17 protein-coding genes and 1 riboswitch are annotated in these 19,608 nt (G+C 54.5%); of the genes, 11 read left to right on the top strand and 6 right to left on the bottom strand.

Features of this window, described 5'->3' with window-relative positions; genetic code table 11:
• The first annotated feature begins 58 nt into the window (after positions 1-58).
• Positions 59-1,690 carry a Na/Pi cotransporter family protein gene (locus tag C5523_RS25495; RefSeq protein WP_039076774.1) on the top strand — a complete coding sequence of 544 codons (1,632 nt, stop codon included), beginning with the start codon at positions 59-61 and terminating at the stop codon, positions 1,688-1,690.
• A 174-nt stretch (positions 1,691-1,864) separates the two neighbouring features.
• The gene (rluF, locus tag C5523_RS25490; protein WP_039076775.1) at positions 1,865-2,743 is read left to right on the top strand and encodes a 23S rRNA pseudouridine(2604) synthase RluF; all 879 of its coding nucleotides are present in this window, start codon (positions 1,865-1,867) and stop codon (positions 2,741-2,743) included.
• On the opposite strand, the gene C5523_RS25485 is transcribed toward rluF, so the two are convergent.
• The 3 genes from C5523_RS25485 to rtcR all read right to left on the bottom strand — a co-directional run bounded on the left by C5523_RS25485 (position 2,740) and on the right by rtcR (position 5,823).
• On the bottom strand, positions 2,740-3,012 hold the full coding sequence (locus C5523_RS25485; protein ID WP_071194375.1) for a DUF3811 domain-containing protein: 273 nt from the start codon (positions 3,010-3,012) through the stop codon (positions 2,740-2,742). The two genes, rluF and C5523_RS25485, sit on opposite strands and share 4 nt — an antisense overlap.
• A 167-nt stretch (positions 3,013-3,179) precedes the next feature.
• Positions 3,180-4,121, bottom strand: coding sequence for a ketopantoate/pantoate/pantothenate transporter PanS (gene panS / locus C5523_RS25480; protein WP_108702200.1), 942 nt, complete (start codon positions 4,119-4,121; stop codon positions 3,180-3,182).
• A 121-nt stretch (positions 4,122-4,242) separates the two neighbouring features.
• Positions 4,243-5,823 (bottom strand): RNA repair transcriptional activator RtcR, encoded by a 1,581-nt coding sequence (gene rtcR / locus C5523_RS25475; RefSeq protein WP_079498801.1) that lies wholly within the window; start codon positions 5,821-5,823, stop codon positions 4,243-4,245.
• A 459-nt stretch (positions 5,824-6,282) separates the two neighbouring features.
• Here rtcR and C5523_RS25470 point away from each other — a divergent pair, with 459 nt between their 5' ends.
• Genes C5523_RS25470 through C5523_RS25460 form a run of 3 tightly spaced genes read left to right on the top strand, consistent with a single transcriptional unit; the run spans position 6,283 to position 9,435 of the window.
• Positions 6,283-7,407 (top strand): slipin family protein, encoded by a 1,125-nt coding sequence (locus tag C5523_RS25470; RefSeq protein ID WP_039076779.1) that lies wholly within the window; start codon positions 6,283-6,285, stop codon positions 7,405-7,407.
• A 4-nt stretch (positions 7,408-7,411) separates the two neighbouring features.
• Positions 7,412-8,638: an RtcB family protein gene (locus C5523_RS25465; RefSeq protein ID WP_071194371.1), complete on the top strand. Its 1,227-nt coding sequence runs from the start codon at positions 7,412-7,414 to the stop codon at positions 8,636-8,638.
• A 5-nt stretch (positions 8,639-8,643) separates the two neighbouring features.
• The gene (locus C5523_RS25460; protein ID WP_079498797.1) at positions 8,644-9,435 is read left to right on the top strand and encodes a nucleotidyltransferase domain-containing protein; all 792 of its coding nucleotides are present in this window, start codon (positions 8,644-8,646) and stop codon (positions 9,433-9,435) included.
• 91 nt (positions 9,436-9,526) lie between these two features.
• Here the strand turns inward: C5523_RS25460 and lysC are convergent, their stop codons facing one another.
• Positions 9,527-10,888 (bottom strand): lysine-sensitive aspartokinase 3, encoded by a 1,362-nt coding sequence (gene lysC, locus C5523_RS25455; protein ID WP_071194369.1) that lies wholly within the window; start codon positions 10,886-10,888, stop codon positions 9,527-9,529.
• A 114-nt stretch (positions 10,889-11,002) separates the two neighbouring features.
• A riboswitch (Lysine riboswitch) is annotated at positions 11,003-11,198 on the bottom strand.
• A gap of 243 nt (positions 11,199-11,441) precedes the next feature.
• Here lysC and pgi point away from each other — a divergent pair.
• The 5 genes from pgi (at position 11,442) to C5523_RS25430 (ending at position 17,256) form a co-directional block, all read left to right on the top strand.
• Positions 11,442-13,088: a glucose-6-phosphate isomerase gene (gene pgi / locus C5523_RS25450; RefSeq protein ID WP_039077930.1), complete on the top strand. Its 1,647-nt coding sequence runs from the start codon at positions 11,442-11,444 to the stop codon at positions 13,086-13,088.
• 388 nt (positions 13,089-13,476) lie between these two features.
• Positions 13,477-13,719 (top strand): exopolysaccharide production protein YjbE, encoded by a 243-nt coding sequence (yjbE, locus tag C5523_RS25445; RefSeq protein ID WP_039077929.1) that lies wholly within the window; start codon positions 13,477-13,479, stop codon positions 13,717-13,719.
• Positions 13,720-13,784: 65 nt separating this feature from the next.
• Positions 13,785-14,423 carry a YjbF family lipoprotein gene (locus C5523_RS25440; RefSeq protein ID WP_039077928.1) on the top strand — a complete coding sequence of 213 codons (639 nt, stop codon included), beginning with the start codon at positions 13,785-13,787 and terminating at the stop codon, positions 14,421-14,423.
• On the top strand, positions 14,420-15,160 hold the full coding sequence (locus C5523_RS25435; protein WP_071194368.1) for a capsule biosynthesis GfcC D2 domain-containing protein: 741 nt from the start codon (positions 14,420-14,422) through the stop codon (positions 15,158-15,160). The genes C5523_RS25440 and C5523_RS25435 overlap by 4 nt, the downstream gene beginning before the upstream one ends.
• Entirely contained in the window at positions 15,160-17,256 is a 2,097-nt protein-coding gene (locus C5523_RS25430; RefSeq protein ID WP_071194367.1) for a YjbH domain-containing protein, read from the top strand. Before C5523_RS25435 ends, C5523_RS25430 begins: the two co-directional genes overlap by 1 nt.
• A 584-nt stretch (positions 17,257-17,840) precedes the next feature.
• Here the strand turns inward: C5523_RS25430 and C5523_RS25425 are convergent.
• A complete protein-coding gene (locus C5523_RS25425) occupies positions 17,841-18,287 on the bottom strand; it encodes an acyltransferase (RefSeq protein WP_172960936.1) in 447 nt (148 codons plus the stop codon).
• Between the two features lie 21 nt (positions 18,288-18,308).
• On the bottom strand, positions 18,309-18,821 hold the full coding sequence (locus C5523_RS25420) for a GNAT family N-acetyltransferase (RefSeq protein ID WP_108702198.1): 513 nt from the start codon (positions 18,819-18,821) through the stop codon (positions 18,309-18,311).
• Between the two features lie 145 nt (positions 18,822-18,966).
• Here C5523_RS25420 and psiE point away from each other — a divergent pair, with 145 nt between their 5' ends.
• Positions 18,967-19,380, top strand: a complete 414-nt coding sequence (psiE, locus tag C5523_RS25415) for a phosphate-starvation-inducible protein PsiE (protein WP_039077938.1) — start codon at positions 18,967-18,969, stop codon at positions 19,378-19,380.
• Positions 19,381-19,608: the final 228 nt, after the last annotated feature.

Here is a 19,608-nt window from a genome sequence, read left to right as displayed (position 1 = left end):
AAAACCGGGTCGAGGATAAACCGAAAGGAATCGACAACGATAAGGAGAACCAGAATACGTGTTAATTTTGCTTCACTTACTCTCTTCTGTTGCCCTGTTAGTGTGGGGCACGCATATCGTACGTACCGGTGTGATGCGCGTTTTCGGCGCGCGACTGCGCACGGTACTGAGTCGCAGTATTGAAAAGAAGTCCCTCGCTTTTAGCGCAGGGATTGGCGTGACCGCACTGGTGCAAAGCAGTAACGCCACCACCATGCTGGTGACGTCGTTTGTTGCCCAGGACCTCGTAGCGCTCGCGCCAGCGCTGGTGATCGTGCTGGGGGCCGACGTGGGGACCGCGCTGATGGCGCGTGTTCTCACCTTCGATCTCTCTTGGTTATCACCGTTGCTGATCTTCATTGGCGTGATTTTCTTCCTGGGGCGTAAACAAACGCGCGAAGGCCAACTGGGGCGTGTCAGTATTGGCCTTGGGCTGATTTTACTGGCGCTTGAGCTGATTGTTCAGGCGGTAACCCCTATTACCCAGGCCGATGGCGTGCAGGTGATCTTCGCGTCGCTGACGGGCGATATCATGCTGGATGCGCTGATTGGCGCGGTGTTCGCTATCATCAGCTATTCCAGTCTGGCGGCTGTGTTACTGACCGCCACGCTGACCACGGCGGGGATCATCTCCTTTCCGGTGGCGCTCTGCCTGGTGATTGGCGCCAACCTCGGTTCCGGCCTGCTGGCGATGCTTAACAACAGTGCCGCCAACGCCGCAGCACGCCGCGTGGCGCTGGGCAGCTTGCTGTTTAAGCTGGTGGGGAGCCTGGTGATCCTGCCCTTTGTGCACTTACTGGCCGATGTGATGGGCAAGCTGCCGCTGCCGAAAGCGGAGCTGGTCATCTACTTCCACGTCTTCTACAACCTGATTCGCTGCCTGGCAATGGTACCTTTTGTGGGCGTGATGGCGACCTTCTGTGAACGTTTGATTCGCGATGAGCCGGAGCTGGATGCGCGTCTCAAACCAAAACATCTCGACAGTTCAGCGCTGGATACGCCAACGCTTGCTCTGGCGAACGCGGCCCGCGAAACATTACGGATGGGCGACGCGATGGAGCTGATGCTCGAAGGGTTGCATAAAGTGATGCACGGTGCGCCGAGGGAAGAAAAAGACCTGCGTAAGCTCGCCGATGACATTAATGTGCTGTATACCGCCATCAAACTCTACCTCGCACGTATGCCAAAAGAAGAACTGGCGGAAGAGGAGTCACGGCGCTGGGCTGAGATTATCGAGATGTCTCTTAACCTTGAGCAGGCCTCTGACATTGTGGAGCGCATGGGCAGTGAAATCGCCGATAAATCACTGGCGGCGCGGCGGGCTTTTTCCGGTGAAGGGCTGAAAGAGCTTGATACGTTACACGAACAGTTGGTCAGCAATTTGAAACTGGCGATGTCGGTCTTTTTCTCTGCCGATGTCACCAGTGCGCGCCGCCTGCGTCGCAGCAAACATCGCTTTCGTATCCTCAACCGTCGCTACTCCCATGCCCATGTTGACAGGTTGCATCAGCAGAACGTGCAGAGTATAGAGACCAGCTCGCTACACCTGGGGCTGTTGGGCGATATGAAACGCCTTAACTCGCTGTTCTGTTCGGTGGCTTACAGCGTGCTGGAGCAGCCGGATGAAGATGATGAAAGGGATGAGTATTAACGTCAGCGGTTGCGTGGTTGCCCACAAGACAATGAATTTATCCGCGCCACGCTTCGCTGGCATAAAACGCCTGACCGTATGGATAGATTCGTTATCCAGCAGCACCGGGATGCGAGAAAGCGCAGATTTCCTTAACCTTCTGATAAGATATATTGCGCTTTTACAGGAGAATTTATGCTGCCAGACTCATCAACCCGATTAAATAAATACATCAGCGAAAGCGGAATTTGCTCGCGCCGCGAAGCCGATCGCTATATAGAACAAGGCAATGTTTTCCTCAACGGTAAACGTGCCACCATTGGCGATCAGGTTAAGCCTGGCGACGTCGTAAAGGTAAACGGTCAGTTGATTGAGCCGCGAGAGGCCGAAGATCTGGTCTTTATCGCGTTAAACAAACCCGTGGGCATTGTCAGTACCACGGAAGACAGTGAAAAAGACAACATTGTTGATTTTGTTAACCACAGCAAACGCGTTTTCCCCATTGGTCGTCTCGACAAAGATTCCCAGGGGCTGATTTTCCTCACCAACCACGGCGACCTGGTGAACAAGATTTTGCGTGCCGGCAATGACCACGAAAAAGAGTATCTGGTGACGGTGGACAAACCCGTGACCGATGAGTTTATTCGTGGCATGGGAGCAGGCGTACCGATTCTGGGAACCGTGACGAAAAAATGCAAAGTCAAAAAAGAGGCGCCGTTTGTTTTTCGTATCACCCTGATTCAGGGGCTGAATCGCCAGATTCGCCGCATGTGTGAACATTTTGGCTATGAAGTCACGAAGCTTGAGCGTACCCGGATTATGAATGTGGGGCTGGCTGGCCTGCCGCTCGGGGAGTGGCGCGATCTGACCGATGATGAACTGATTGCCCTGTTTAAGCTTATCGAGAATTCATCGTCCGAAGCGAAGCCAAAGGCAAAGAGTAAACCGAAAACGGCGACGACCACCGCGAAGAAACCCGCCGCCAGTGGGGCGAAAAATATGGCGAAAACCCCGGCGGAACTGGCTTCGCGTAAACGCTTTACCCAGCCGGGGCGCAAGAAGAAGGGGCGTTAACGCCTGCCGCGCGTCGACGTACTGGCCGACCAGGAAAAGGTGGCCGCTTCATCTGGTTTGTAAGCCTGCTTTTTCTTTATCTGGCGGGCTTTTTTTGCCTCTGCTTCACGCTCAACCATCAATTTATCGATGTACTCTTTTTTGATGCTGTTGGTTTCGGCGTTGGTCAATACACGCCCGTGCGCAATGCGCGCGCGGTCGAGCAAGGTTTTCAGTTCACGCTGCTCGCGCTCGGTCATCTCTTTTTGGGTAATGCGGGGGAGTGCCATGTGGGTGCCCTCGGTCAGGAAGTTGAACCAGTGTACGGCATAGGCGTGGGGTGCTCACAGTAAATTGTCATTTGTTACAACATCTATCGCACTGACGCGTAGCCCCGGCAGGCGAAGCGCCGCCGGGGAAACCCGGATCTGACGCATGCCGACCGGGCTACGGCTTATCAGCTCTCTTTTGCTGTTTCGCGTGGTTTATCTGAAATAGGCTTACCGGACCAGTAACCTGCCAGCAGCGAACCGGAGAGGTTGTGCCAGACTGAGAACAGCGCGCCTGGCAGGGCAGCCAGCGGCGAGAAGTAGATTTTACCGAGTGCGGCAGCCAGGCCAGAGTTCTGCATTCCCACTTCGATGGCCAGTGTGCGACAGGTGGATTCGTCAAAACCGAACAGACGCCCACCCCAGTAGCCACCCAGCAGACCGATACTGTTGTGCAAAATCACCGCGACGATAACCACCATGCCCACGGAAGCAATATACGAGGCGGAACCCGCCACCACGGCGCTGATGATCGCCAGAATACAGACCATCGAAAACGCGGGAAGATACGGCTCCACGGCTTTCACCACGCGTGGGAAGAGATGGTGCACCACTAAACCGAGGCCAATGGGAATCACCACAATCTGCAGAATGCTCAGCAGCATGCCCATGACGTCTACCTGAATATGGGCATCAACATACAGACGCGTCAGCAGCGGTGTCGCCACCACGCCAACCAGCGTTGAGACGGACGATATCGTCACCGAGAGCGCTACGTCGCCCTTCGCCAGATAGATCATGACGTTGGATGCCGTACCGCTGGCTACGCTACCCACCAGTACCATCCCGGCAGAGAGATCCGGCGGCATCTTGAATAGCATCGCCAGCAGCCAGGCGGCCAGCGGCATCACCAGATAGTGTAGAAAAATACCTGCCGCCACCGGCGCCGGGCGGGAAAGCACGCGTTTGAAATCGTCAATTTTCAGGTGCACGCCCATGCCGAACATAATCAGCATCAGCAGCGTAGTGACCCACGGGCCTACAGGGGTAAAGGTTGAGGGGGTGTACCAGGCAATAACAGAGAGCAGCAGCGCCCATAACGGGAACAGCCGGGTGAGTACAGCGAGCATAGTGTTTTCCTTTAACGCGTTGTGTTGTGTTTCGTTATAAAAAGGCCGGGTTCGAGCCCGGCCATAGGTATTGTTTATCGCGTGAGGAAATTTTATTCAAACAAATTAAGGTGAAGAGGATTCATGTCGCCGGGCGGACGTTTTCCCAGTTCAGACCGAAGCGGGCGAGGTATTTACGCAGACGGTCAGCATCATTCGGCCTGGCTTTTTTCAGGCGCGAAACGGCAAACAATTCGCGTCCGGCATCGGAAAGAGAGTGGTGACGACGACAAACCTCCAGTACGGTTTCTAACTGGCGTTGATCAAACAGATCGACCTCCTCTGCTAAAGGGGGAAGCGCGGAAGGCGTCTGCCAGGCGTGCTGCAAACGGCTGATTTCTTCGTCGGCGATAGAAAGGGTAATGCGCCCCTGTTCGGCCAGCGTCGCCATACGGGCAATCGAGGAACTCAGCTCACGAAAGTTGCCGCGCCACTGCGCCTGCCCGGAACAGGCAAATGCCAGATAACGTTCGCGTGCGTCTTTGTCGAAACGGATGTGCGTCTGGGCTTCGCTGCTAAAGCGCTGGAGTTCGAATTCAATATTCGGCGCGATATCTTCCCGCCGTTCTGCAAGCCCCGGCAGAGCAAAAGTCCACATATTGATACGCGCGTAAAGATCTTCACGGAATTTTCCTTCCATCACCCACTGGCGCATATCGCGGTGCGTTCCGGCGATAAGCTGGAAATCACTGTGAACCTCTTTATCTGAGCCAAAAGGGAAGAACGTTTTTTCTTCAATGGCTTTCAGTAGCATGGCCTGCTCATCCAGACCCAGTTCAGCGATTTCATCCAGAAACAGCACACCACCATCGGCTTCGCGCAGCAGCCCCATTCGCGGCGTTAGCGCGCCGGTAAAAGCCCCTTTGACATGACCAAACAAGGTCGACATGGCGTTATCGCCGCGCAGTGTGGCGCAGTTAACGGCGACAAGTTTGCCCGCGACGCGGTGGCGCGACTGGCGCAACTGATAAATACGTTTTGCCAGAAAGGATTTACCGGCGCCGGTAGGCCCGGTGAGAAGAATGGGGGCCGTTGAGCGCAAGGCTACCCGTTCAATTTGATCGATGAGCTTATTAAACGTTGTATTGCGTGTATCGATACCGGCTTTCAGCAGCGAGACCGACTGTTGTTGTTCGCGTTGAAAGCGGCTGGTTAAGGTCGCATAGCGGCTTAAATCGAGATCGATAACCGAGTAAACGCCGGAGGCAACATCCTCCTCAGAAGCCCCTTTCGGTGCCGGGCTGGTTTGCAGCAGGCTGGCGGGCAGGTAGCGGGCCTCCGTCAGCAAAAACCAGCAGATCTGCGCCACGTGCGTGCCGGTGGTGATATGCACCAGATACTCTTCATTTTCCGTATCGAAATCGTAGTGGCTGGCGAAATCCAGAAACGCGGCGTACACCTCTTCAAAATCCCAGGGATCGCGAATATTCACCGTATGAGGGCGCACAGTGGTTTGCGGTGAAAGGAGCGCGATATCTTCCGCCAGTTGTTGAGCCATGCCTTCGTCGCGCGGCTGGTGGAGCAGCTCCAGTCGATCAACCGGAAAATCCGGCTGCTGGCATAACCCAACGGTTGGTCGCCATTTGCGAAAACGATGTGATCGCTTGCCGCGTTTATCCAACACCGTTCCCAGTACGCCAATTACCACTCTGCGCTTTTGCATTTTTATCCTTAAAGATAAACAACGATAACTAAATATAAAAAACGCGTGGTGTTACCAGCAAGCGATCAAAGTGCGTAAAAATTAAAATGATTAAATATCAATGAATTAAATTTTTTATTTTTCATTTCTTAGCACCTGGCACACTTCTGGCAATACCTGATACGTCACGACGCTGAACACGCAGGGGATTATGCCCCGCCAGCGCACCCGGAACGGTAAGACGTTATCCGCGGGGCGTTCTGTCAGCAGAGAGACACCATGAGGGTTCGATTCCCAACTCACCTTTCCGGTGAACACTGGTTGTGTTCGTAAACGCGCCATCGGGTGGTAAACGATGGCAATGAACCGGCGCCGATAAGGGCTCCGGGTCGCAGGCAAAACAGGCTGGCAGTGAGGGTCTGTTTCCCTCCGGCTCCGATCCTGCATTCGCGCCGGTACGTGAAAATGTAAGGATGACAAATGAATAAGAAAATCACGATCCGTAAGGGACAATTGGGCCTGCTGGTGAAAGCGGGCGATTACACACATATCCTTGAGGCAGGCGAGCACCGTCTTTCCTGGTTTGGTAAGCAAGAGGTCACGATCGTTGAGCTCAATGGCAGCGATGTAGCGGAAGATCTGGCGAATTATTTGCGCCGCTTCAGACCTGAATGGGTCGACGCGTACTGCCTGGCCGTCGATACCGCCGGGCATGATGTAGCCGCGCTCTACCGTAACGGTATCCTGGTGGAAATTATCCCTCCAGCGTCACGCCGCCTGTTCTGGCAGGACGGCAGCCTGAGCGTGGAGTTGCTGGATACCCGGGATGTGCGCGTACCTGAGAGCATCATGAATGCCGTGTTGCAGCCGCGAAGCGGCGCAGCAGTAAAAGGCCGGGATGCCATACTGACGGTGAATGTCGCGGCATGGCACGTCGGTGTCTTAAAAATCGATGGCGTAACACAACCTCTGTTGCCGCCGGGATTAAGCGCTTACTGGAAAGTGAACCATCTGGTTGATGCCGACGTTGTCGATACGCGCTTGCAACTGATGGAAGTGTCCGGCCAGGAAATTCTGACCAAAGACAAAGTGAACCTGCGCATCAACCTGGGCGCGAACTGGCAATACAGCGATGTGTTACAGGCGTTCAGCCAGTTAACCAAACCGCTGGACCACCTGTATCGTGAATTGCAGTTTGCCCTGCGTGAAGCGGTAGGGACCCGTACGCTGGACGAACTGCTGGAAGATAAGCAGATCATCGATGAGGTGGTCAGTGCGCAGGTGAAAACCCGCATGGCTTCCTTTGGTATGGATGTCGCCTCGCTGGGCGTGCGTGACATCGTGCTACCGGGCGATATGAAAACAATTCTGTCGAAACTGATAGAAGCAGAAAAATCGGCGCAGGCGAATGTGATTCGTCGGCGTGAGGAGACGGCGGCGACCCGTTCACTGCTGAACACCGCGAAGGTGATGGAGAATAACCCGGTAGCCCTGCGCTTAAAAGAGCTGGAAACGCTGGAAAGAGTGGCTGAACGTATCGATAAAATCTCGGTATTCGGTGGCCTCGATAACGTCCTGAATGGACTGGTGAGTATTAAAGGATAATCAAATGCAGCATAACGAATTTCAACTGCTGACGGCGCAGAACAGTGCGCCGATAAAAATGTGGACGCACGGGGTCCCGGTCGAGCCAGAGGCGCGCGAACAGTTGCAGAACACCGCGAAGATGCCGTTTATTTTTCAGCATCTGGCGGTGATGCCGGATGTTCATCTCGGTAAAGGTTCTACCATCGGCAGCGTGATCCCAACCAAAGGAGCCATTATTCCGGCGGCGGTCGGCGTGGATATTGGTTGTGGGATGATCGCTGTACGCACCTCGCTGGTGGCAAGCGATCTGCCCGATAACCTGAGCGGGCTTCGCAGCGCAATCGAACAGGCGGTACCGCACGGACGCACCAGTACCCGTTCCGGGCGTGATAAAGGCGCATGGGAAACGCCGCCGCAAGAAGTGGATAACCACTGGTCAATGCTGGCGGCACGGTTTAAACGTCTGACGGATAACTATCCGCAGTTGCTGAAAACCAATAATTATCAGCACCTGGGAACACTGGGGACGGGTAACCATTTTATTGAAATCTGCCTGGATGAGCAGCAGCGCGTGTGGGTGATGTTACATAGCGGTTCGCGCGGCGTGGGTAACGCCATTGGTACGCTGTTTATCACGCTGGCCCAACAGGATATGCAGCAGCATATTGCGAATCTGCCGGATAAAAACCTGGCCTATTTCAAAGAGGGAAGTAAACACTATGACGACTATATGGAAGCCGTGTCGTGGGCGCAGGATTTTGCCCGTCATAACCGGGAAGTGATGATGTCGCGCGTACTGGCGGCGCTGTCGCGCATCGTGACAAAACCGTTTATGACCCAGCAGGAAGCGGTGAATTGCCACCATAACTACGTGCAAAAAGAGACCCATTTTGGCGAAGAGGTGCTAGTGACGCGCAAAGGCGCTGTCTCGGCGCAAAAGGGCCAGATGGGGATTATTCCCGGTTCGATGGGGGCGAAAAGCTTTATCGTGCGTGGGTTGGGAAATGAAGAGAGTTTCTGCTCCTGTAGCCACGGCGCAGGGCGCACGATGAGCCGTACGGCTGCGAAAAAGCGCTTTACCGTTGATGACCAGATTCGGGCGACTGCGCACGTTGAGTGTCGTAAAGATAGCGACGTGATTGATGAAATCCCGATGGCTTATAAAGATATCGACGCGGTAATGGCGGCGCAGGCGTCGCTGGTGGAGATTGTCCACACTTTGCGTCAGGTGGTCTGTGTAAAAGGATAAATGAGATGTCTTATAGCGGAGTGGATGCCGCAATGCGTGAACGCGTGCGGCAGCAATTAAAAGAGGTGGAGCAGCGTTACGGCGTCAGAGTGCTGTACGCCTGCGAATCCGGCAGCCGTGGCTGGGGCTTTGCCTCGCCGGACAGCGACTACGATGTGCGTTTTTTATATGTGCATCCGCCGGAGTGGTATCTGCGCGTAGAGGCGCCGCGTGACGTGATCGAACTGCCCATCGATGATGAACTGGACGTGAGCGGTTGGGAGTGGCGTAAAGCCTTAGGCTTACTGAAAAGCGCAAACCCAACCCTGATCGAGTGGCTGGATTCGCCGGTGGTCTATCAGCAAGACGATGCTACCGTCTGTGCGCTTAAGGCGGAGATGCCGAAATGGTTTTCCGCCGTGCGGGCGCGCTGGCATTACTACTCGATGGCCCGCCGAAACTTTCACAGCTATTTGCAGGGCGATGAGGTGCGGTTAAAGAAATACTTTTATGTGCTGCGCCCATTGCTGGCGGTGCGTTGGGTAGAGGCGGGAAAAGGTGTGCCGCCAATGCGCTTTGCCGAACTGCTGGCCGGAAGCGAGCTGGATGCGCCATTGCGTCAGGAGATCGCTGAATTGCTGGCACGTAAGCAACGTGCAGGAGAAGCGGAATACGGCCAGCGTCTGCCACGTTTACATGCGTTTATCGCAGCCGAGATCGAAAGGGGAACCATTCCCCCCGCGTTACCGGAGAGCCGGGAAGGCGACGTCAGGACGTTGGACGCAATGTTGTACCGGACGGTCATGGGGCAGATGTAGGCCCGGTAAATTACGGTTGCCCCGGATGGCGGCGTAGATGCAGTCCGTAGCCCCGGTAAGCGCAGCGCCACCGGGGAAACAACGCCTGCGATTACTCGAACAAATTATGATGCAGCTTCTGCACCACCTGCTCAGCTTCGGCGCCCGGCACCAGGAAACAGAGGTTGTGGCTGGACGCGCCGTAGCAAATCATACGGATATTGAACGGGTCCAGCACGCCGAAGACCTCTTTGCCAACACCGCAGGCTTTCGACAGGTCATTACCAATTATCGCTATCAGCGCGAGGTTCTCTTCCACTTCCACACGACAGAGTGACGAAAGCTCGGTCAGCAGACCCTGCGTGAGCAACGTATCGCCGGTTGACGTGGACCCGGTGGTATCCAGCGTCAGCGCCACGCTCACCTCCGAGGTGGTGATCAGGTCAACCGAAATGCTGTGGCGCGCCAGAATGCCGAACACCTCCGCCAGGAAGCCACGGGAGTGCAGCATATTCAGGCTATGTAGCGTCAACAATGTCTGCCTGCGACGTAACGCCAGCGCGCGGAACAGCGGCGGGTTACTGGTTTTGTTGCACACCAGTGTACCGCCGGCTTTGGGATCTTTGCTGGAGCCGACAAACACCGGGATATCGCTACGAACGGCAGGCAGCAAGGTTGCCGGGTGCAGAACTTTCGCGCCGAATGTCGCCATCTCAGCCGCTTCTTCAAAGGCAATTTCGTCAATGCGTTTGGCGGCAGGCACTACGCGCGGGTCGGTGGTGTAAATGCCGGGAACATCGGTCCAGATATCAACGCGGGTCGCATGCAGCGCTTCGCCGAGCAGCGCGGCGGTGTAGTCACTACCGCCACGTCCCAGCGTGGTCGTACGGCCTTTCGCTTCACTGCCAATAAAGCCCTGCGTAATAACGATGGTATCGGCCAGGCGCGGCGCAAGCTGCTGGGTCGCCAGTTCTGACAGGGCTGCCACATCGGGCTCGGCGCGGCCAAAGCGATCGTTCGTACGCATCACTTTACGCACGTCAAACCACTGCGCCTGCACATTGCGTTCACGCAGAATTTCAACAAACAACAGGGTGGACATCAGTTCGCCGTGGCTGACCAGCTCATCGGTCAATGCATTAGAGGTCGCCAGCGAAGCGGCTTCTGCCAGAGTGGTGATATTTTCCAGCAGACGTTCGATCTCTTCGCGAATAACGTTTGGATTCGCCAGACGCTCCAGAATATCGAACTGAATTTTGCGAATCGCATCGAGCTTAACGAAACGCTCACTAGCCTCAAGCCCTTCGGCAAGCGCGACCAGCAAATTGGTAATACCGGCAGAGGCGGAAAGCACGACCAGACGTACGCTCGCATCGGAAAGGACCACGTCCGCACTGTGGTTCATTGCATCAAAATTTGCCACGCTGGTACCGCCGAATTTGGCGACGACGAGCGGGGAAACGGAGTGACTCATTGTTATAACCTCGTGTCAGGGAAGCCTGGCGTGTGACGTCAGACAAAATTATTCAGCCATGGCACAAGGGAAGAGCGAAAAGGGGTAGGCGCAGAGCAAAAGACAACTACGATTACACCCAGAAGTGCTCCACCACTTGTGAAACGCCCGACTGCGAACGTTTCTGGTGACAACTCAAGGGATTCAGCCCCTGTAGCCGATGATGAATGCCGCCATGCACTTCACCACCTCGGCGTTACTCCCCCTCAGGTGTTTTCTTTAGATTGGCTCTTCCAACACCGTACCTGGGTAACGCGCCTCTTCTGGCCCGCGCACGCGCGGGTAGCGCCCTAATAAATAAAGGCTAGCGGCACCGCTGTCAATGCTACGATTATGCGGATTTTTCATGCAGACGAATCGATTAGAAAAACGTCTTATGTTAGACATATTTATCGCGTAAAAAAGGCTGTTTTAGCAGCGCTGCTGGACAGCGACACAAAAACCATCACAATTTTCATTCGCAGGCGCTACAATCGACCGCAGTCACAATTCTCAAATCAGAAGAGTATTGCTAATGAAAAACATCAACCCAAAGCAGACCGCTGCCTGGCAGGCATTACAGAAACACTTCGATGAAATGAAAGACGTTACTATCGCGGATCTGTTCGCGAAAGATGCCGATCGTTTCTCTAAATTCTCCGCGACCTTCGATGACTTAATGCTGGTGGATTTCTCCAAAAACCGCATCACCGAAGAGACCCTGAGCAAACTGCAGGATCTGGCCAAAGAGACCGCTCTGGCAGATGCTATCAAGTCCATGTTCTCCGGTGAGAAAATCAACCGTACCGAAGATCGCGCCGTGCTGCATGTGGCGTTGCGTAACCGTAGCAATACCCCAATTATTGTTGACGGCAAAGATGTGATGCCGGAAGTCAACGCGGTGCTGGAAAAAATGAAAGCGTTCTCAGAAGCGATCATTTCAGGTAGCTGGAAAGGCTACACCGGCAAAGCGATTACTGACGTGGTGAACATCGGTATCGGCGGTTCCGACCTCGGCCCGTTCATGGTGACCGAAGCGCTGCGCCCGTACAAAAACCATCTGAATATGCACTTCGTTTCTAACGTCGATGGTACCCACATCGCCGAAGTGCTCAAGAAAGTAAACCCGGAAACCACACTGTTCCTGGTAGCGTCTAAAACCTTCACCACTCAGGAAACCATGACCAACGCCCACAGCGCGCGCGACTGGTTCCTGAAAACCGCGGGTGATAACAAACACGTGGCAAAACATTTTGCCGCGCTCTCCACCAACGGCAAAGCGGTTGGCGAGTTTGGTATCGACACGGCGAACATGTTCGAGTTCTGGGACTGGGTTGGCGGCCGTTACTCTCTGTGGTCGGCGATTGGCCTGTCCATCATTCTGTCCGTTGGTTTCGACAACTTTGTTGAGCTGCTCTCCGGCGCGCACGCAATGGACAAACACTTCTCCACCACGCCGGCTGAGAAAAACCTGCCGGTGCTGCTGGCGCTGATCGGTATCTGGTACAACAACTTCTTTGGTGCGGAAACCGAAGCGATTCTGCCGTACGACCAGTACATGCATCGCTTTGCCGCTTACTTCCAGCAGGGCAATATGGAATCCAACGGTAAATACGTTGACCGTAACGGCAACGCGGTGGATTACCAGACGGGCCCCATCATCTGGGGTGAGCCGGGTACTAACGGCCAGCACGCGTTCTATCAACTGATTCACCAGGGCACCAAAATGGTTCCTTGCGACTTTATCGCTCCGGCGATTACCCACAACCCGCTGTCGGATCACCATCCGAAACTGCTGTCTAACTTCTTCGCCCAGACCGAAGCACTGGCCTTCGGGAAATCCCGCGACGTGGTTGAGCAGGAATATGCGGACCAGGGTAAAGATCCGAAGTCGCTGGAACACGTGGTGCCGTTCAAAGTGTTCGAAGGCAACCGTCCGACCAACTCCATCCTGCTGCGCGAAATTACCCCGTTCAGCCTGGGCGCGTTGATCGCACTGTACGAGCACAAAATCTTTACTCAGGGCGCGATCCTCAACATCTTCACCTTCGACCAATGGGGCGTTGAGCTTGGCAAACAGCTTGCTAACCGTATCCTGCCTGAACTCGGTGATGATAAAGAAGTCAGCAGCCATGACAGTTCCACGAATGGCCTGATTAATCTTTATAAAGCCTGGCGTTAATATCGTTCATCGGTAAGGATGAGCGAAATACGCAAATTAAAATGCCGACATAACGTCGGCATTTTATTATCGGATAATTCTTGTTGTTCCGGCGTCGACATAATTCTTCATTATGAGGTTATTCTGAAAAAACAGAATATCCGGTTAATTCCTCAGTGTTATTTTCAGATGTTACGTATACTTCCAGGTTGTTTCTGTAATTGTAAATAAATGAAATATAATGATTTTATATTAAATTAATATCGGCAGTTTATCGTTTTTATCCAATTTTCTTAAAACTTCCCGCTGCGTTTCCCATTCGACAAATAGCCTGCTTTAGTTGTGTATACTCGTTCTCGCCTGTTTATTTTCAGGCAAATCTCCATTCATTCAATGAAGGGAAATTGATATGAAAAAAGCACTGTATGGCATTTTTGCCATTACCGCGCTTGCGGCGAGTTCTGCTTTTGCGGCACCGATTGAAGTCGGTGATGCGGCAGGGTCGGCAGCGACGACAGTTTCTGCGGGTAGCTCCTCAGCAACCAGCGTCAGCACCGTAAGTTCCGCGGTAGGTGTTGCCCTTGCGGCAACCGGTGGCGGTGATGGTTCCAATACCGGAACCACGACCACCACGACCACCAGTACTCAATAACGGCGAGTACTTTAATCATAACCACACTTCGGTGTGGTTATTTCGTCCCCCTCTGGAGAAGAGTCGTGAAGCGACCCGCGATCATCCTGATTTGCCTGCTGATTCAGGCCTGTTCATCCACCACGAAAGGGCTGGGCTATTCGCTCTGGAATAGCGTGTTCGGCACGCCGGGCGTCCAGTTAACCGATGACGAAATCCAAAATATGCCCTACGCCAGCCAGTATGTGCGGCTCAATGGCGGGCCGCAGCTCTTCGTTGTGCTCGCCTTCTCAGAAGACGGGCTGCAGAAATGGGCAACGCAGGATCAGGCCATTTTCGTTACACAGCATTATCGCATTGTGAAAACTCTGACCAACGGCGACAACCTGCTGGAGGTGAATAACCTGGCGGCAGACCCGTTAGCCAACCCGAATCAAATTATCGACGGCGCGAGCTGGACCCGCACGATGGGCTGGACGGAGCACAAACAGGTGCGTTACGCGACGGCGCGCTCGGTCTTCCACTGGAATGGCTCTGACTCGGTCACGCTGGGCAGCGAATCCACGCATGTGCGCATTCTTGATGAAGAGATTACGACGGACCAGACCCACTGGCGCAACCGTTACTGGGTGGATGAAGACGGATTAATTCGTCAGTCGGAACAGTACTTGGGGGCGAACTGGTTCCCGGTCAGAACCATGCTTATCAAGGCGGCGAAATCATGAGGCTCTTATCCGCGACCGCGCTGTTACTCTGTTTCGCCTCTTCACTGGCGCAGGCCGCTGGCAACGTCAATGTCTACATGGCAGGCGACAGTAAACCCAAGGTACTCACCAACGCGGCACGTCTGATTGATGTCGTGGGGCAGCCTCGTCTGGCACAAAGCTGGTGGCCGGGGGCGGTCATCAGCGAGCGGCAGGCCACGGCTCTTGAAGAGCAGCGCCAGCAGGCATTACTTGGCCGCCTTAGCGCGTTGGCCGCCGAGGAAGAGGGCGACGATGCGGCAGCGATAAACAGCATGCGTCGCCAGGTTCAGGCGCTGCGTGTGACGGGGCGGCAATTGATCAATCTCGACCCGGATTATGTGCGAATTAAAACGCGTGCTAACCCTCCGCTGGAGGGCGAATACAGCTTATGGGTCGGACCCCAGCCTGCGACTGTCACCGTGCTGGGGCTGGTAAGCCAGCCGGGTAAAAAGCCCTTTACGCCAGGACGTGACGTGGTGAGTTACCTCGATGAGATGAGTTTGCTGAGCGGGGCGGAAAAAAGCGACGCCTGGTTGATTTATCCCAATGGCCGCACAGAGAAAGTGCCGGTGGCGTACTGGAACCGACGCCATGTTGAACCTATGCCGGGCAGCGTGATTTTTGTCGGCTTCGCTCCGGCGTTATGGGGCGATCGCTACGAAGTGCTGAACGCTGACATTCTTCGCTTACTGACGCATCGGATACCGGAAGAATAATGAAAAAATCGTTTGTCATCAGTGTCCTGGCGCTAAGTGTGAGTGCCGCCTGCCAGGCTGAAACGTATCCGGCACCTGTTGGGCCCTCGCAATCGGATTTTGGTGGCGTAGGTCTGCTGCAAACTCCCACGGCCCGTATGGCGCCTGCGGGGGAGATCAGCCTTAACTATCGCGACAACGACCAGTACCGCTACTATTCTGGTTCGATGCAGCTTTTCCCGTGGCTGGAAACCACACTGCGTTATACCGATGTGCGTACCCGGAAATACAGCAGCGTGGAGGCCTTCTCCGGTGAGCAGACGTATAAAGATAAAGCCTTCGACCTGAAAGTGCGTTTATGGGAAGAGGGATACTGGCTGCCGCAGGTGGCGGTTGGCGCGCGCGATATCGGTGGTACTGGCCTGTTTGACGGCGAGTATGTTGTGGCGAACAAAGCCTGGGGACCCTTTGATTTCTCGCTTGGGCTTGGCTGGGGATATCTGGGTACCTCTGGCAATATCAAAAACCCGCTGTGTACCTATAAGCAAAAATTCTGCTATCGCGATAACAGCTATAACCAGGCGGGCTCTGTGGATGCCAGCCAGATGTTTCACGGCCCGACCGCGCTTTTCGGCGGGGTGGAATACCAGACGCCGTGGCAGCCGCTGCGTCTGAAACTGGAATATGAAGGCAACAACTATCAGCAGGACTTTGCCGGTAAGCTACCGCAAAAGAGCAAGTTTAACGTCGGCGCGATTTATCGGGTGACGGACTGGGCCGACGTGAACCTGAGCTATGAGCGTGGGAATACTGTGATGTTCGGTTTTACCCTGCGTAATAACTTCAATGAGTTGCGTCCGAATTACAACGATAACTCACGTCCGAAGTATCAGCCACAGCCCCAGGATGCCATTCTGCAGCACTCTGTCGTGGCCAATCAATTGACCTTGTTGAAGTACAACGCCGGGTTTGCCAATCCACAAATTCAGGTGAAGGGCGACACGCTCTACGTGACCGGGGAACAGGTGAAATACCGTGACTCCCAGGAAGGCGTGGTGCGCGCAAATCGTATCATCATGAACGATTTACCGGAGGGTATCCGCACGATCCGCGTGACGGAAAACCGTCTGAATATGCCGCAGGTGACCACCGAAACCGACGTTGCCAGTCTGCAACGTCATCTTGAAGGTGAGCCACTGGGCCAGGAAACGCAGCTCGTGCAACAGCGTGTTGAACCGATTGTGCCGGATAAGCCGGAGCAGGGCTGGTATATCGAGAAATCGAGCTTTGATTTCCACATCGACCCGGTATTAAACCAGTCTGTTGGGGGGCCGGAAAGTTTCTACATGTACCAGCTTGGGGCGATGGCGACCGCCGACTGGTGGCTGAGCGATCACCTGCTGACAACCGGCAGCCTGTTCGCCAACATTGCCAACAACTACGACAAATTTAACTACACCGATCCGCCGCGAGACTCGAAACTGCCGCGTGTGCGCACCCGCGTGCGTGAGTATGTGCAAAACGATATCTACGTGAACAACCTGCAGGCCAACTACTTCCAGTATATGGGTAACAATTTCTATGGCCAGGTGTACGCCGGTTATCTGGAGACGATGTACGGTGGTGCGGGGGCAGAGGTGCTGTGGCGTCCGGTTGACAGCAACTGGGCCTTTGGTATTGACGCCAACTACGTGAAACAGCGTGACTGGCGTAGCGCGCAGGATATGATGAAGTTTACGGATTATAGCGTTAAAACCGGGCACTTAACGGCCTACTGGACACCCCCGTTCGCCCAGGATGTGCTGATCAAAGCGAGCGTCGGGCAATATCTGGCGGGTGATAAAGGCGGCACTCTGGAAGTGGCTAAACATTTCGACAGCGGGGTGGTTGTTGGGACCTATGCCACCATCACCAACGTGTCGCCGAAAGAGTACGGGGAGGGGGATTTCACCAAAGGGGTGTATGTGTCTATTCCAATGGATCTCTTCACTTCTGGCGCTACCCGCAGCCGCGCGGCCGTGGGCTGGACGCCACTGACGCGTGATGGCGGACAGATGCTGGGACGTAAGTTCGATCTTTACAGTATGACCAGCGATAAGAGTTTGAATTTCCGCTAATTCCCGGATGCGGCGCAAACGCCTTATGCGGGCTACGACCGGTTTTCTCCCTCTTCCCCGGGGACAGAGAGGGGGGGTGAGGGGAATATGCGGCTCAGGAGGAGGGTTCCGTTCCCCTTATGTTCATGGCGAAATGTCACCACCGGACACGTGAACGGGTAAAGGGGAACACCGCGTTCCCCTTTACAATCCCCGCGGCCCCGCAAAGAAATCGGTGCTTCGCACTGCGTTCGCCTCCCGCCCCGCTGCCTGCGGTCGGTTTGACTCGAGTTACTCGCCCCATCCCTGGGGCTCGCCCTTCGGGCCAACGCGTTGCGTTGTTCAAAATCGTTCCGGACGATTTTGTCGTGTCTCGACAAACCTCAGTCCGCCATCCCTGGCGGCCTGACCTTGTCATCGGGTCTTCGTCTCACCGATTTCAGCGGGGACTCAACCCCCTCGCTGCATGCTCTGCGCCAGGGGGCACAAAGTTGTCGCTGTGGTTGTCATGCGGGAAAATGAGTCAGCCGTGACTAACAAGGTTGAAGACGCTCACTATCTACGACTGAGTGTGTAGCCCCGGCAAGCGCAGCGCCGCCGGGGGGCTACAAGCGCCGCAACAGTTTCGCCGGATTACCCGCGTAAACCCCTTTCTCAGTAATCGATTTGGTGACCACGCTGCCCGCACCAATCACCACGCCATCGCAAATGGTCACTGCCAGAATGGTGGCGCCGCTGCCAATCGACACATCATTACCCACCACGATCTTTCCCCAGCTATCCCTGTCCGGGTTGGGTTTGCCTTCACGAAACATATCGTTGGCGAACATCACGCCATGACCAATAAAACAGCGCTCGCCAATGGTCACATATTCGCAGATAAAACTGTGAGACTGGACTTTGCTGCCCGCACCGATTTTCGTATGCCCCTGAATTTCGACAAAAGGTCCGATGAAAACGTCTTCTGCCAGTTCGCAGTCATACAGATTCACCGGGTCATAGATCACCACATTTTCACCGCAAACCACGTTACGGATAGCGGCCTGCCGCATCTTCGCACCCATCCCATCTCCTTAAATGACTTTGCCCAGAATATGCAGCGTGCTCTGCTGCGAGGCGGTACTGAACACGGTATCGCGCACATGTTCAAAGCCCTGGCGTTCATAGAATCGACGGGCCTGCGGGTTGGCATCCAACACTTCCAGCCACAGGAAGCGTTCGCCATGTTCCCGCGCGCGACGGGTTACCTCCTGGATAACACCTTCCCCATAACCTTTACCGGTCGCCTGCGGCAGAAAATAGAGTTTATGCAGTAGCGTTCCTGACGGGCCCTGGGGGCTGGCGGCAGCATGCCAACTGAATTTGGCAAAGCCGACCGGGATACCATCGCTGGCCGCAATCAGCCAGCAGCACCCCTCGTCCTGCAGACTGTGCTGTAAAACGGGCAGTGCGTATTCTTGCGCGAGAAAATTCGCCAGTTCATCTTTGTTCTGCCACAAATGGGCGAAATGATGGGTGTAGCTGGCATATGCCATATCGTGGAGCAGTTCAGCATCGTTAACCTGTGCCTGACAGATTGTAAGCATTATGTTTTTTACTCCCTGTTGCTGTGCTTGCAGGGCGATATGTCACCACGATAGAGCACAAAATATAAGCAAAAAATCTAGATCTGGATCACATTTTTGCGTTATACAGAAAGCTCGCCACTGAGAATGAGGTGCCGGTATGACAATGCCATCGCTAACTGTTCGTCCACGCGTTGAGTTTATCTCCACCGTTCTCCAGACCGTGTTGAATCTGGGTTTGCTGAGTCTTGGCCTGATTCTGGTTGTCTTTCTGGGTAAGGAGACGCTGCATCTGGCGGATGTCCTTTTCGCGCCTGAACAAACCAGCAAGTATGCGCTGGTGGAAGGACTGGTGGTCTACTTTCTTTACTTTGAATTTATCGCGCTGATTGTGAAGTACTTTCAGTCCGGTTTTCACTTCCCGCTTCGTTATTTTATCTACATTGGGATCACCGCGATTGTGCGGCTGATCATCGTCGATCATAAATCGCCAATGGACGTGCTGATCTACTCTGGCGCGATCCTGCTTCTCGTGATCACCTTGTGGTTGTGTAACTCTAAACGTCTGAAACGCGAATAAAAAAATGGCGCTCCGGGGAGCGCCTAACAACAGTCACAAGTTAACTCGCCATATATCGGTTTGCAGGGGGGGTGGCGGCCTCGTTTACCCCCGTCACCTACGTTTGGTAAGTTTCCGGGGATGCTCTCTCTTGCCGCCTTCCTGCAACCCGAATTATTTAGAGTTCGGGTCAATATTCCAATGAGGACTACAGTGGCATATATACTCGTCATACTTCACGTTGCAGAT

This window comes from Phytobacter sp. SCO41 (assembly GCF_003073275.1).
GTDB classification, from domain to species: Bacteria; Pseudomonadota; Gammaproteobacteria; order Enterobacterales; family Enterobacteriaceae; genus Phytobacter; species Phytobacter diazotrophicus.
Note: the sequence above shows the minus strand (reverse complement) of the source record. Positions and strands in the feature narration are given on the sequence as shown.

Coding starts and splice junctions, on each gene's coding strand:
- C5523_RS25435 (WP_071194368.1), top strand. CDS start 14,420: ATGAGGCTCTTATCCGCGACCGCGCTGTTACTCTGTTTCGCCTCTTCA.
- C5523_RS25425 (WP_172960936.1), bottom strand. CDS start 18,287: ATGCGGCAGGCCGCTATCCGTAACGTGGTTTGCGGTGAAAATGTGGTG.
- C5523_RS25485 (WP_071194375.1), bottom strand. CDS start 3,012: ATGGCACTCCCCCGCATTACCCAAAAAGAGATGACCGAGCGCGAGCAG.
- rluF (WP_039076775.1), top strand. CDS start 1,865: ATGCTGCCAGACTCATCAACCCGATTAAATAAATACATCAGCGAAAGC.
- panS (WP_108702200.1), bottom strand. CDS start 4,121: ATGCTCGCTGTACTCACCCGGCTGTTCCCGTTATGGGCGCTGCTGCTC.
- C5523_RS25470 (WP_039076779.1), top strand. CDS start 6,283: ATGAATAAGAAAATCACGATCCGTAAGGGACAATTGGGCCTGCTGGTG.
- rtcR (WP_079498801.1), bottom strand. CDS start 5,823: ATGCAAAAGCGCAGAGTGGTAATTGGCGTACTGGGAACGGTGTTGGAT.
- lysC (WP_071194369.1), bottom strand. CDS start 10,888: ATGAGTCACTCCGTTTCCCCGCTCGTCGTCGCCAAATTCGGCGGTACC.
- pgi (WP_039077930.1), top strand. CDS start 11,442: ATGAAAAACATCAACCCAAAGCAGACCGCTGCCTGGCAGGCATTACAG.
- C5523_RS25460 (WP_079498797.1), top strand. CDS start 8,644: ATGTCTTATAGCGGAGTGGATGCCGCAATGCGTGAACGCGTGCGGCAG.
- C5523_RS25465 (WP_071194371.1), top strand. CDS start 7,412: ATGCAGCATAACGAATTTCAACTGCTGACGGCGCAGAACAGTGCGCCG.
- psiE (WP_039077938.1), top strand. CDS start 18,967: ATGCCATCGCTAACTGTTCGTCCACGCGTTGAGTTTATCTCCACCGTT.
- C5523_RS25430 (WP_071194367.1), top strand. CDS start 15,160: ATGAAAAAATCGTTTGTCATCAGTGTCCTGGCGCTAAGTGTGAGTGCC.
- yjbE (WP_039077929.1), top strand. CDS start 13,477: ATGAAAAAAGCACTGTATGGCATTTTTGCCATTACCGCGCTTGCGGCG.
- C5523_RS25420 (WP_108702198.1), bottom strand. CDS start 18,821: ATGCTTACAATCTGTCAGGCACAGGTTAACGATGCTGAACTGCTCCAC.